The following is a 12,759-nucleotide window of genomic DNA, read 5'->3' as shown; positions in this document are numbered from 1 at the left end:
AAGACCCACGGCGAAGACACTAACCTATCGAAGGAGCCCCGACCCTCCCCCATAGACAGCGAAAAGCCACATGTGTTTCGAGAAGCCACCAAAGAAGTGGCTTTTCGAAACACATGTGGCTTTTCAACGTAAAGACCAGAAAATAGAAATCCGGCCCGTCTACTCCATCAAGAGTAGCGGGCCGAACGGTTAACTCAAGAGTACAAAAACCAGCACCCAAAAATCAACACATGAAGGATATTTCTAAAGAGCCTACGCCTCCGAGGGCTTCGCGCCGGTCAGGCGGTACGCCTTGTACACGCCCGTCACGTTACGGACCACGTTCAGCACGTGCTCCAGCATGAAGCGGTCACCCAGCTCCAGGGCGAAGCGGTCCACCACGGTACGATCCTCCGAAGTGTGCACGCGCGCATCCAGAATGTTCACGCCCGACTCAGAAATCGCACGAATCAGGTCGCTCAGCAGGCCCTTACGGTCCAGCGCCTCCACCTGAATCTGCACACGGTACGTAGCGGTCGGCGAAGACGCCCACTCAACCGTCGTCACGCGCGGCTCCTCGTCAGCGTTACGCATGTTCGGGCAGTCACGGCGGTGCACCGAAATACCGTTATAACGGGTCACAATGCCGATAATGTCATCCGGCGGGACCGGGGTGCAGCAGCGCGCAATCTTCGTCAGCACGCCCTCAGCACCCGGCACAATCACGCCGTTATCGCCAATCGCCTTGCGGGTCGACTTCAGCAGCGTCTCGTCAAAGTCGCTGACCTCAACCTCGGGTGCCGGCTCGTCGCCGCGGTGCACCTCAACGAGGGTGTCAATGACCTGCTTCGGCGCGATCTCGTGCTCACCAATCGCACGGTACAGCGACGCCACATCATTCTTGTGCAGCAGCTGAGCCACCTGAGTCATGATCTCCGGGCTCATCATCTTCTGCAGCGGCAGCTCACTGTTACGCATGCTCTTGGTGAGCATCTCGCGGCCGGCGAGCAGCGCCTCCAGGCGGCGTTCCTTCGCGAAGTACTGGCGGATCTTCGTGCGAGCGCGTGAGGAGCGAACGAACTTCAGCCAGTCCTCGCTGGGTCCGGCGTCCTCGTTCTTCGTGGTCATAATTTCGACCGTGGCGCCGGTGGGCAGGACCGTGTGCAGCGGCACGAGGCGGCCGTTGACCTTCGCGCCGACGGTGCGGTCGCCGACCTCACTGTGGATGGCGTAGGCGAAGTCCACGGGGGTGGATCCGTTGGGCAGGGCGATTGCCTCGCCGTTGGGGGTAAGGACCACGATTTCGTCGGTGTCAAGGGTGTCAGCGAGCGACTCGTAGAACTTCTCCGACTCCGGGTTGGAGTTCGAAATCTCGGCAATAGACTGCAGGATGCCGACGTTCATCATTGCCGAGGTCTGGGTGCCCGGCTCTTTCGGGTCCTTCGCGGGCGCGCCGCCACGAGCCGCGACCTTCTCGCCGCGCGATGCCGCCTTGTAGCGCCAGTGCGCCGCCACACCGTACTCAGCCTCTTCGTGCATCTTGTAGGTGCGAATCTGAATCTCAAGCGGCAGGTTACCCGGACCGTACACGGTCAGGTGCAGCGACTGATAGTTATTGTTCTTCGGGTTCTTAATGTAGTCCTTGAAACGGCCGGTCATCGACGGCCACAGGGACAGCACGTGGCCGAGCACGGTGTAGCACTCCGCCTCTTCCTCAACCATGATGCGCACGGCGAGGATGTCATTAATCTCGTCGAAGCTGCGGCCCTTCGTCTTCATCTTCTGATGAATCGAATAGTAGTGCTTGGGGCGGCCCGTCACGGTCGCCTCAATGCCGACCTGTGCCAGGCGCTCCTTAATCTTGGTGCGCGCCTCGTTCAGGAACTTTTCGAGCGCGGGGGTGCGTTCGCCGACCATGCGCACCATTTCGGCGTAAATTTCCGGGCTCATGGCGGCGAAGGACAGGTCCTCCAGCTCCCACTTAATCGTGTTCAGGCCCAGGCGGTGCGCGAGCGGCGCGTAAATCTTCAGGGTCTCTTCTGCCTTCTTCGCGGCAGAAGCCTGCGGCACGAAACGCCAGGTGCGGGCGTTGTGCAGGCGGTCGGCAAGCTTAATGAGCAGCACGCGGATGTCCTTGCTCATGGACAGCACGAGCTTGCGGATCGTCTCAATGGAGGCGTTCTCACCGTAGGTCATCTTGTCCAGCTTGGTCACGCCGTCGACCAGGTAGGCGACCTCTTCACCGAACTCTTCGGTGAGCTGCTCCATCGTGTAGTCGGTGTCTTCCACCGTGTCGTGCAGCAGACCGGCGGCGAGCACGGGGCCGGTCGCGCCCATCTCCGCAAGAATCGCAGTCACGGCGACCGGGTGGGTAATGTACGGGTCGCCACTCTTACGCTTCTGACCCTCGTGGCAGCGGTTCGCCACCTCGTAGGCGCGCTGTAGCACCTGGATGTCTTCGTCCGGGTGGTAGCGGCGCACGGCACGTACGACCGGCGCAATCATCGGGGAGAAACGGATGGTGCCGCCGTGCGAGTCGGAGGCCTCCATCTTGCTGCTGCGGCCACCAAAAACGAGGCGGTTAGGCACACGCCCGCTAGCAGCCATGACACGGTGCGAGCCGCGCTTCCTCTTCGCATCAGACGAATCAGTTTCAGGCAGAGGAATCGGGCCAGCGGGCCGAACCGCGGGCTTCTCGGCGGTCCCTGCAGGGTTCTCAGCGTTGGTGTTCACGGCAGGTTCTGCACTCATTCCGGGCTCCTTCGGGCTCAAGATAATCAGCCGCACACTCAGGTTCCTCATCATTGAGGGCTATACCGGCCAAACCAGCTATCAGCAGGCTCAAACGCGAGCGCACAGTATCTTCACTTCTTATCCTACCCAGCGGTCTGGAACGCGCCAAACTATGCGACGTTTTAACACACCAGAGCGCGTTGTTTAGGAAATAATTGGGCACGCTAAAGGGGAGCCGACACCTTTCGGTATCGACTCCCCTATCATTAGCAGCGCCAGTAGCGCTGGCGGAACGCTGGCTAACCGTTCAGGTTCACGCGGTGAATCTCAATGGTTGCACGTGCCGGCTTCTTAGCGGGCTTCTCGGCTGCCTTCTCGTCCTCGGTCGCCTTGTCAGCAGACTCCTCAGACTTCGCGGGCTTAGCTGCCTTGCTGGGCTTCGCAGCCTTCTCAGCCTCGGCGGGCTCCTCCGAAGAGTCGCCCTCAGCCTCGTCAGCATCCTCAGCGTCCTTGAAGTTGCCGCTCTCCACCTTCGCGGTGTGCTCACGAATCTGAGCCTCACCCAAACGCAGCGAAGCATACAGCGGCGCAGACACGAACAGCGTACCGAACATGCCCACCAGAATACCCACAAACAGCGACAGGGACAGGTCCTGCAGAGTACCCGCACCCAGGATGAACGCACCAATGAACAGGATCGCACCCACCGGCAGAACACCCACAATAGCGGTGTTAATCGAACGGACCAGGGTCTGGTTCACCGCCAGGTTAATCTGCTCGGCAAAGGTCGTGTCGCGGCGTTCCAGCACATCCTCGGTGTTCTCACGAATCTTATCGAACACCACCACCGAGTCGTACAGCGAGTAGCTCAGAATCGTCAAGAAACCAATAATTGCACTCGGAGTAATCTCGAAGCCGAACGCGGCGTACAGACCAACCGTCACCACCACGGTGAAGAACAGACCCGCAATAGACGCCAGCGACATCTTCCAGGTGCGGAAGTAGAACGCCATACCAATCAGCGCAAGCACCACAAACGCGATCAGACCCCAGAACGCCTGACGGGTCACATCCGCACCCCAGGTCGGGCCCACAAACGAAGAGGTCACGTCATTCTCAGAGACGCCGTAACCCTCCTGCAGAGCCGCCTTCACCTGCAGAGTCTCATCATCGCTGAGCTTGCTCATCTGGGCACGAATCGTACCCGGCGCAATATTGGTCACGCGAACATCCGAAGCGTCCTTCGCCTTCTCGTGAATAATGCGCTCACCCGTAGCAGTATCAACGTGCGCGGTCTTCGAGACCACGAACTCCGAACCGCCACGGAAATCAATACCCAGGTTGAAGCCGCCACCAACAGCCGGAATCAGAACCGAAACCGCCATCAGCACAGCCGCAAGCAGCAGCCACAGGCGGCGCTTACCCACAAAGGGGTACGAGCGGGCACCCGAATGCAGGTCATTACCGAAGCGGGCAAAAGCATTAGGTTTCACATCGGTAGCCATGCTTAGCTCTCCTTCTTCTCATCAGAAGCAGACTCGTCAGCCTCAGCGGCAGCACGCTCTGCACGGCGACGCTCAGCAATGCTCAGCTGCTTCTCCTCCGGGCTGCGGAGGCGACCGGCACCACGGTACAGCGGCGTAGCGCCCAGCGACTCAGGCGACAAGCCCGAGTGGCGGTGACCCTCACCGAAGTAGCGGGTATTCGCCAGCAGAGTCAGCATCGGGTGGGTGAACAGGTACACGACCACAAGGTCAGCAATCGCAGTCAAACCAAGGGTGAACGCGAAGCCCTTCACCGAACCGACCGATACCACGTACAGCACCACAGCAGCCAGCAGGTTCACAGCCTTCGACGCCAAAATAGTGCGGGATGCACGCTGCCAACCGTGGTTCACCGCCGACGGGATCGTGCGGCCCGCACGGATCTCATCACGGATACGCTCAAAGTAGACGATGAACGAGTCAGCCGTAGCACCAATCGCCACAATCAGACCCGCCACACCAGCCAGGGACAGGCGGTAGTTCAACGCCCAACCCAGTAGCGCAATCGCCTCATACGAAATAATGCCAGCCACAACCAACGACATCATCGTGACAAAGCCCAGCAGACGGTACTGGAACAGCGAGTACACGAACACCAGCAGCAGACCAATCAGGCCGGTCAGCAGACCCACACGCAACTGCTCCGAACCCAGAGTCGCAGAAATCTGCTGCTCCGACTGGATCGTGAAGCTAATCGGCAGGGCACCGTACTTGAGCTGATCGGCGAGAGCCTTCGCCTCCTGCTCGGTGAAGTTACCGGTAATCTGCGGCTTGCCGTCAGAAATCACTGCCTGCGACACCGGCGAAGACAGCACCTTGCCGTCCAGCAGAATCGCGAAGCGGGCACGCGGATCATTTGCGTTCTGCGCACGAATCGCGTTCAGGCGAGAAGTAATGTTCTGGAACTTCTCACGAGCAGCATCGTTGAACTGAATGTTCACAGCCCAACGGCCCGTAGTCACGCCCTGGCCGCTCGTCTCCTGCGAGTGGCTTGCGGTAGAAATATCGCTACCGCTCAGCTCCACAGGACCCAGAATGTACTTCTCCTGACCGTCCGTGGAGCACGCCACCATCGGCTTAGTCGGGTCCGCACTATCGGCGTCCTCATTGCGTGCCGCGGTGCAGTCCTTCGCCTCGTACTGCTTGTACAGGTCCGCAGTAATCCAGTTACGGTCCGAACCATTAGTCGGCTCCGCAGACGGCTTGGGCAGCTTATCGTCCGCAGTGCGGGCATCCTCAGCCACCGCAGTACCGGCACCAGAAAGCAGCACCGGGCGGAACGTCATATTTGCAGACGCCTGAATCAGCTGACGAGTCTCAGCGCTAATCGTTCCGGGAACCGAAACAACCACGTTATTGCCCGAGCCGAAAGAGGTGGTAACCTCCGCCTCCGAAACGCCGGCACCATCAACGCGCTGACGAATAATCTCAACCGCCTGGTTCAACTGCTCCTGGGAGACGTTCTCATCCGAAGAGCCATTGACCTTCGGAGAAAGAATCATCTGAGTACCACCCGAAAGGTCCAGGGCGAGCTTCGGTGCCCAAGAACCTCCCGCGTAGGTGGTGCCGAAAATACCGGCAGCCATAACAACCATGAGCAGGACCATCGAGAGGAGCGCCCCTCGCGCGGCTGCAAGCGGTGAACGCTTAGCCATAATGTTCCTTCTTCGTGTGAATAGTATTGAGTGTTCTACAGATTCCGTAACGCGAAAACCCGACGCCGCTCACTGGGCGCCGGGCTCATACGCTCTGAATTACTTAGCAGTATCAGAAGAGGTATCGGAAGCGGGAGCTTCGGATGCGGTAGCCTCGTACGCGTCCTCGGTCAGGGGCGCTGCGGGGGCTTCCTCCTCGACGACGGCCATAATCGCGTTCAGTGCCAGGGTGATAACAACACCGTCCGCAATCTGAAGCTGCAGCTTGTTGTTCTCAAGGTCAGTGCTGACAACGGTGCCGTAGATGCCGGAACCAGTCATCACCTGGGTGCCGGGGACGAGAGACTGCTGCATTGCGCGCAGTTCCTCCATCTGCTTACGCTGACGCTTCTGGGCGGAGAACATCATCCATGCCAGCAGCGTCATCATGGCAATCATAATCAGGAGGTTAAAATCCATGGTCTCACTTTCACATCCGCACCCGTGCCGCTCACCGCGAGGGTTGAGCGTACCAGAAGGTGTGGAATCGTAGATACAGTACGTATCCATCCTACGCGAGAGCATGAGCTTTAGCGCCCCGAACCAGCGTTTTTGTGAGGTTAACCTGAGTTTTGGACTCTCTCGGCGTAATTTTATGTCGCTGGTAAAGACCAGCAGAGCCCGGCAGAGCCCAATGGAACCCGACAGCGCCTGCAGAACCGGTAGAAAAGTTGCCGCGCCTGCAGAAGAGCTACCGGGGGCACAGAGAAGCCCGCAGGAGGCGGATACCTCCCACGGGCTACTACAGTGTTATCAGCTGATGCGGGCCTAAAGCTGATACGGATCTAGAGCTGAATCTCCGGTGCTTCCAAGCCGAGGTGCTCCCACGCCGCGGGCAGAGCCACACGACCGCGCGGAGTGCGACCAATCAGGCCCTCACGCACCAGGTACGGCTCGGCAACCGTCTCCACGGTCTCCGTCTCTTCACCCACCGCAATGGCGAGGGTGGACAGACCCACCGGGCCGCCGCCGAACTTGTGAATGAGCGCCTCCAGCACGGCGCGGTCCAGGCGGTCCAGGCCGCGCGAATCCACCTCGTACATATCCAGCGCGGTTGCGGCATCGGTCGCGTTAATGCGGTCCACGCCGTTCACCAGCGCCCAGTCACGCACACGACGCAGCAGACGGTTCGCAATACGCGGCGTGCCGCGGGAACGACCGGCAATCTCCGTGAAACCCTCGGAGGTAATCTGCATATCCATCAGACCAGCACTGCGGCGCAGCACCAGCTCCAGCTCCTCCACCGAGTAGAACTCCAGGTGACCGGTAAAGCCGAAGCGGTCACGCAGAGGGCCGGGCAGCAGACCCGCACGGGTCGTCGCACCCACGAGGGTGAACTGTGGCAGCTCCAGCGGAATGGAGGTCGCACCCGCACCCTTACCGACCACAATGTCCACACGGAAATCTTCCATCGCCATGTAGAGCATTTCCTCAGCCGGGCGGCTCATACGGTGAATCTCATCCAGGAACAACACCTCACCGGGGGTCAGCGAAGACAGAATCGCCGCCAAATCACCCGAATGCTGAATCGCCGGGCCGGAGGTAATGCGCAGCGGCGCCTCCATCTCTGCCGCAATAATCATTGCGAGAGTGGTCTTACCCAGACCGGGAGGGCCCGACAGCAGCACATGGTCGGCGCTACGGCCACGCATCTTCGAAGCCTCCAGCACCAGGGACAGCTGCTGACGCACACGGCGCTGACCCACAAAGTCATCCAGGGACTTAGGGCGCAGTGCCGCCTCAATCATCTTCTCTTCAGGCTCTTCTTCCATCGCCACCAGGCGCTGGGCGGGAGCTGAAGACGCCTGAGTGCCGGGCACCTGACCGGGAAAATACCCGCCGGAAACCAGGGACGCCGCGGGCTGCGGCTCATAGGGATTCTGGCTCATAGAATTCTTCTTTCACAAAAGTTTGAGTGGGATACATCGAACAGGGCGCACCGCTTAGTGGCGGCCCACCGTGTTCTGAGTACCCAAGGAGGCGAGCACACCACGCAGAGCCACACCCACCGGCTCAGTCTCTGCGGCAGGGTTGTGCTGCACGTAAGCGTCAATAGCGGCGGAAGCGTCCTTCTCGCTCCAGCCCAGAGAGGTGAGAGCGTCAAGCACCTGCGGCTTCCAGACAATGCCCTGGCTCAGCGGCAGCTCATCGGTCTGACCATCGCTGAGAATCAGCTTGCCGGCAAGCTCCAGCACAATACGGCGGGCACCCTTCGGACCGATACCGGGAACCTTCGTGAATGCCTTATCGTCACCGGTCGCCACAGCGCGCTCCACCTCAGCGGCAGTGTGAACACTCAACACCGCCAGCGCAATACGCGGACCAATACCGGAAACCGAAAGCATCATATCGAACACTTCACGCTCGGCAGGCTCCGAAAAACCGTACAGAGTCATCGACTCTTCACGCACAATCATGGTGGTCAGCACGGTAGCTTCCTCACCGGTGCGTAGCTTGGAGAGAGTACGCGCGGTAGCGTACACAAGCATGCCGAAACCGTTCACGTTAATCACCGCATGATCAAGGCCCACCTGAGCCACACGACCGGTCAGGGATGCAATCATTTCTCTCCACCTTTCAACACCGCGCCCACAGATTGAGGCTCGCGGCAGTGTGAGGGCCCCGGGAACTCCGGCACCCACAGAACGCACTCCCCCAGTTCAACGGGGAGACACTACAAGTATATTAGAATATTTCTTCTGAAATCAAGCATATATTCGAACTTCTTAGCGAATACATGCGAGCCAACAGGAGACGGCACACAAGCCCACGAATGCGCCTCTAGCGGCGAGCACGCGCCTCCGCCTCCATCCAGGCACGCTGCGCCGGAGTCAACGACCCGCCACGGCGAGCCTGCGCCGGGCGTGAACCCTGGTGAGTCTGCGTCTGGGCCGCCATGTTGATACCCGAACCAATACCGCCGCCACGCCAGCCGTGACAGATCGCAATCGCCAGGGCATCGGCAGCATCGGCGGGCTTCGGCATGGAATCCAGCCCCAAAATGCGGGTCACCATACGACCCACGGACGCCTTATCGGCGCGGCCGCTACCGGTCACCGCCGCCTTCACCTCCGAGGGGGTATGGAAGAACACCGGCACGCCGCGCATTGCCGCAGCAGAAATCACCGCGCCTGAAGCGTGTGCCGTACCAATCACCGTGTTCACCTGCTCCTGAGCGAAGATACGCTCAATCGCCAGGGCATCCGGCTTGTAGGTGTCGAGCCAGTGGGAGGCGGCGTTGAAAATCCAGAGAATACGCTGGTCCAGGGACTCCGCCGGGATCGTGCCGGCAACACCCACGTTCACGAAGTGCGCCTTACGGTCGGCGGTCATATCGAGCATGGAGAAGCCGCAGCGGGTCAGACCCGGGTCAACACCCATGATGCGGGTTGCACCCGGCACACGCTCCACGGCGGCGGCGGTACGGTTCTCGCGCATGCTATCGCGTGCGGCAGGTTGAGCGGCGGCCATCATCTCCCCTTTCGACAAACTCCCTATAGAATCTCTAGATTCTAGCCCTTCAGAATCCTAGCACCCGGTACCGGGGCGTGCCACGAACACGGTCACCGCGTAAACAATCACCACGTGAACAGTCACGCGCGCACCACCAAAAGTACCCAGCGCCTCCCAAAAATAGCCCCAGACGCTAAGAAGCCACTCCCCCAACCAGCCACCCTACGGCGGCTCGGTTAAAGGAGCGGCTTCTTCAAGCATCAGATATCAGAATCCGAGTGATTACTCAGCTTCCAGCTCTGCCATGACCTCAGCAGAAACATTAGCGTTCGAGTAGACGTTCTGAACGTCGTCGAGCTCTTCAATAGCGTCTGCCAGCTTCATGAACTTCTTAGCACCCTCAGCGTCCAGGTCAACCTGCATGGTCGGGCGGAAGACCGGGTCGTCGTTGTTGTACTCCAGGCCAGCCTCGTCCAGTGCCTTACGGATCTCGGGCAGATCGGTCGGTGCGGAAACAACGGTGAACACGTCGCCCTCGTCCAGAACCTCTTCGGCACCTGCATCCAGAACAGCCATCAGAACGTCGTCCTCGGTCAGACCGTCAGTCTTGGTGACCTCAGCAACGCCCTTACGCTCGAACAGGAACGCAACCGAACCCTGGTCAGCCATGGTGCCGCCGTTACGGGTCACAGCCAGGCGAACCTCAGACGCTGCACGGTTACGGTTATCGGTCAGACACTCAATGTACAGAGCGGTACCCTGCGGGCCGCGTGCTTCGTACATGATTTCGGTGTAGTCAATGGTCTCACCGGTCAGGCCAGCGCCACGCTTGATTGCGCGGTCAATGTTGTCGTTAGGAACGGAGTTCTTCTTCGCCTTCGACACAGCCAGGTCAAGAGCGGGGTTACCAGCAATATCAGCGCCGCCCATACGTGCCGCAACTTCAATTGCCTTAATGAACTTCGCGAAAGCCTTCGCGCGCTTAGCGTCGATAGCAGCCTTCTTGTGCTTAGTAGTCGCCCATTTAGAGTGACCGGACATTCGTATCTCCCTTAGTCAAAACCTCCGTGCGGGCACGGCGAAACGTCCCACGCACCGTACTGTACTCACATAACTATACCGTAGCGGAGGCGCACACCACCTCAGAAAGTGCACGCCACCACCAGGAATAGGCTAGCGGGGGCGAGACGCAGCCGAAGCGCGTGCCTTCTCCACCAGCGAGTCGTTAATCGTGTTCGGCGTGAACTTGCCAAACTTACGCTTAGCCGCCTGTTCAATCAGGTAGTCCGAAATCTTCGGGTTCTTCGGCAGCAGCGAACCGTGCAGGTAGGTGCCAATCACATTGTGCACGCGCGCACCCTCATACGCATCGGTCACGTTGTTGCCCTCACCCTTGGTGACGGTCGCCAGCGGGGTGCAGCCGGGGCCCAGGTAGGTCAGGCCCGAGTGGTTCTCAAAACCAATCACGGTGCCGAACTCCTCAGACTCCTCAACAATGTTGCCAATCAGGCGGTCATCGCCGCCGACCGTATGCGCATCAAAAATGCCGATACCCTTCAGCACCTCACCCTCACGGGTGCGGAATTCCTTGCCGAACAGCTGGTACAGGCCACAAATGACGAGCATCGGTACGCCAGCCTCAGCCAGCGAGCGCAGCGTGTCACCGTTAGCGTGCAGGTCATCCTGAATCACGGACTGACCGGAGTCCTGGCCGCCGCCACCCAGAATGATGTCAACATCTTCTGGGAAAGGCTGACCGGGGTTGTGGTCCAGAATCTGCACGTCAAAGCCGTGCGCCTGCGCGCGACGAGCCAACGCCAGAGTGTTACCCCAGTCGCCGTAAATGTTCATGTCGAGCGGATACAGCTGCAGAATACGCAGAGTCTTACCGTTATTGGGGCCGGAGGCGGGGGTGCCCTCAAAAGTGTGAGTTGCCGTCATTAGGAGACCCTCTCAACGTCAGTGATCTTTGCGAGCTCTTCACGCAGAGCCAGCATTGCGGTGTAGGTGCAGAAAATACGCATGGGCGCGTTACCGCTGGAGGCAATGAAGCCCTTGAGCGCATCGGCGAGGTTCTCGTTGACCTCGTCAACCTTCACGCCGTCATGCTCCAGGCGCAGCGCCATATCCCAGGCGCGCACACCCGAAACCATCTGCACGCCGGTCTTCTTCAAGCTGTCGAAGTCAACATCCCACAGCCAGGACACGTCACGACCGTCAGCGTACTGATCGTTAATCGTGATCATGGTGGCGTAGTCGTCAGCGTTCGCGCTCGCCAGGGACAGGCGGAAACCGCTCGGGTTCTTCACCAGCAGCAACTGCAGCGGGCGGCCGTTCACGTTCAGAGTCTCACCGCGACCGAAGGCGGGGGTAATCTTCGCCAGCTCGGCGATGAGCTTATCTTCGTTGAGCTTCTCACCCATGACGGCGCGGGTCAGCGCCATAGCGCCAGCCGCGTTGAAGATGTTGTAAATGCCGTAGAGGTTAATCTCGCCGACTTGCTCCACACCCGCCAGGTCGAAGGTTGCGGAGGTGCCGGAGAACGCGGTCAGAGTGACGTCTGCCTCGGGCAGGGTCGCCTTCGCGACGGTGCCGCCGCGCATCTCATCATCCGAAGGGAAGTACGAGCGCAGGGACTCATCCAGGCCGTAGTACTTGACGGTCACGCCCGGCTGCACGTTCTCAGCGAGGGAGCGGATGCGCGGGTCCTCACGGTTGAGCACCACGGTACCGGTCGTTGCGGAGGCGACGGTCGCCAGCATGCGGCGGGTCGTGTCAATCTCACCGAAGCGGTCCAGCTGGTCACGCAGAACGTTCAACAGCAGAGCGTAATCGGGCTTGACGGCCTTGACGAAGTGCACAGCGTGCGCCTCGTCCAGCTCAAGCACAGCAATATCAGCGTCAAGCTTGCCGCCGAGGGTCATCTCGCCCAGCAGTGCCGCGGCGACACCGCGCACAAAGTTCGAACCGGTGCGGTTAGTGAAAACCTTCAGACCCTGAGCTTCAAGCAGCTGCACAGCCATCTTCGTGGTGGTGGTCTTACCGTTCGTGCCGGAGACAACAACCACGCCGTAGGGCAGCTTCGCGAGCTCTTCAGCGACGAAGTCGGGGTGCAATTTTTCCATGACAAGGCCGGGGAAGGCGGAGCCGCCGCCGCGAAGCTTAGTCGCGGCGCGTACGCCCTGGCCGAGAAGACGAATGAGGGGTTTGGACATGCTTACCATTTTAGTACACGCACGCCAGCGGCTGAATGGCCCGCCGGGCTCGTTCGCTCATGCCGGACGGGGCGGGGTTACTGGGGTTTTGGTGCGGGGTGGGGTTTGGTGCGGGGCTCCGGCTAGGGCGAAGCGCCGGGG

The 12,759-nt window shown here is 60.1% G+C and carries 10 protein-coding genes; all 10 read right to left on the bottom strand.

What is annotated here, in order from left to right; translation table 11 throughout:
* Positions 1 to 252: 252 nt before the first annotated feature.
* Positions 253 to 2,730: a RelA/SpoT family protein gene (locus tag HMPREF2712_RS06825; RefSeq protein WP_070819583.1), complete on the bottom strand. Its 2,478-nt coding sequence runs from the start codon at positions 2,728 to 2,730 to the stop codon at positions 253 to 255.
* A 281-nt stretch (positions 2,731 to 3,011) separates the two neighbouring features.
* Positions 3,012 to 4,217 carry a protein translocase subunit SecF gene (gene secF, locus HMPREF2712_RS06820; RefSeq protein ID WP_070819582.1) on the bottom strand — a complete coding sequence of 402 codons (1,206 nt, stop codon included), beginning with the start codon at positions 4,215 to 4,217 and terminating at the stop codon, positions 3,012 to 3,014.
* A gap of 2 nt (positions 4,218 to 4,219) precedes the next feature.
* The gene (secD, locus tag HMPREF2712_RS06815; protein ID WP_070819581.1) at positions 4,220 to 5,911 is read right to left on the bottom strand and encodes a protein translocase subunit SecD; all 1,692 of its coding nucleotides are present in this window, start codon (positions 5,909 to 5,911) and stop codon (positions 4,220 to 4,222) included.
* A gap of 99 nt (positions 5,912 to 6,010) precedes the next feature.
* Positions 6,011 to 6,370, bottom strand: coding sequence for a preprotein translocase subunit YajC (yajC, locus tag HMPREF2712_RS06810; protein WP_070819580.1), 360 nt, complete (start codon positions 6,368 to 6,370; stop codon positions 6,011 to 6,013).
* 365 nt (positions 6,371 to 6,735) lie between these two features.
* Positions 6,736 to 7,722 (bottom strand): Holliday junction branch migration DNA helicase RuvB, encoded by a 987-nt coding sequence (ruvB, locus tag HMPREF2712_RS06805; protein ID WP_172855776.1) that lies wholly within the window; start codon positions 7,720 to 7,722, stop codon positions 6,736 to 6,738.
* Positions 7,723 to 7,893: 171 nt separating this feature from the next.
* Entirely contained in the window at positions 7,894 to 8,514 is a 621-nt protein-coding gene (ruvA, locus tag HMPREF2712_RS06800) for a Holliday junction branch migration protein RuvA (protein WP_005505871.1), read from the bottom strand.
* 217 nt (positions 8,515 to 8,731) lie between these two features.
* A complete protein-coding gene (gene ruvC / locus HMPREF2712_RS06795; protein ID WP_049362705.1) occupies positions 8,732 to 9,388 on the bottom strand; it encodes a crossover junction endodeoxyribonuclease RuvC in 657 nt (218 codons plus the stop codon).
* 297 nt (positions 9,389 to 9,685) lie between these two features.
* Positions 9,686 to 10,444: a YebC/PmpR family DNA-binding transcriptional regulator gene (locus HMPREF2712_RS06790; RefSeq protein WP_005508777.1), complete on the bottom strand. Its 759-nt coding sequence runs from the start codon at positions 10,442 to 10,444 to the stop codon at positions 9,686 to 9,688.
* A 132-nt stretch (positions 10,445 to 10,576) separates the two neighbouring features.
* Complete coding sequence (locus HMPREF2712_RS06785; RefSeq protein ID WP_070819579.1) at positions 10,577 to 11,344, bottom strand: type 1 glutamine amidotransferase; 768 nt, start codon at positions 11,342 to 11,344, stop codon at positions 10,577 to 10,579.
* A complete protein-coding gene (locus HMPREF2712_RS06780) occupies positions 11,344 to 12,627 on the bottom strand; it encodes a Mur ligase family protein (protein WP_070819578.1) in 1,284 nt (427 codons plus the stop codon). Before HMPREF2712_RS06780 ends, HMPREF2712_RS06785 begins: the two co-directional genes overlap by 1 nt.
* Between the last annotated feature and the right edge of the window lie 132 nt (positions 12,628 to 12,759).

Source organism: Rothia sp. HMSC064F07 (genome assembly GCF_001837265.1).
GTDB classification, from domain to species: Bacteria; Actinomycetota; Actinomycetes; order Actinomycetales; family Micrococcaceae; genus Rothia; species Rothia mucilaginosa.
The sequence above is the reverse complement of the archived record's forward strand: the minus strand, read 5'-3'. Positions and strand labels throughout refer to the sequence as shown.

Coding starts and splice junctions, on each gene's coding strand:
- HMPREF2712_RS06825 (WP_070819583.1), bottom strand. CDS start 2,730: ATGAGTGCAGAACCTGCCGTGAACACCAACGCTGAGAACCCTGCAGGG.
- ruvC (WP_049362705.1), bottom strand. CDS start 9,388: ATGCGCGAGAACCGTACCGCCGCCGCCGTGGAGCGTGTGCCGGGTGCA.
- ruvB (WP_172855776.1), bottom strand. CDS start 7,722: ATGGAAGAAGAGCCTGAAGAGAAGATGATTGAGGCGGCACTGCGCCCT.
- yajC (WP_070819580.1), bottom strand. CDS start 6,370: ATGGATTTTAACCTCCTGATTATGATTGCCATGATGACGCTGCTGGCA.
- secF (WP_070819582.1), bottom strand. CDS start 4,217: ATGGCTACCGATGTGAAACCTAATGCTTTTGCCCGCTTCGGTAATGAC.
- HMPREF2712_RS06785 (WP_070819579.1), bottom strand. CDS start 11,344: ATGACGGCAACTCACACTTTTGAGGGCACCCCCGCCTCCGGCCCCAAT.
- HMPREF2712_RS06790 (WP_005508777.1), bottom strand. CDS start 10,444: ATGTCCGGTCACTCTAAATGGGCGACTACTAAGCACAAGAAGGCTGCT.
- secD (WP_070819581.1), bottom strand. CDS start 5,911: ATGGCTAAGCGTTCACCGCTTGCAGCCGCGCGAGGGGCGCTCCTCTCG.
- HMPREF2712_RS06780 (WP_070819578.1), bottom strand. CDS start 12,627: ATGGTAAGCATGTCCAAACCCCTCATTCGTCTTCTCGGCCAGGGCGTA.
- ruvA (WP_005505871.1), bottom strand. CDS start 8,514: ATGATTGCATCCCTGACCGGTCGTGTGGCTCAGGTGGGCCTTGATCAT.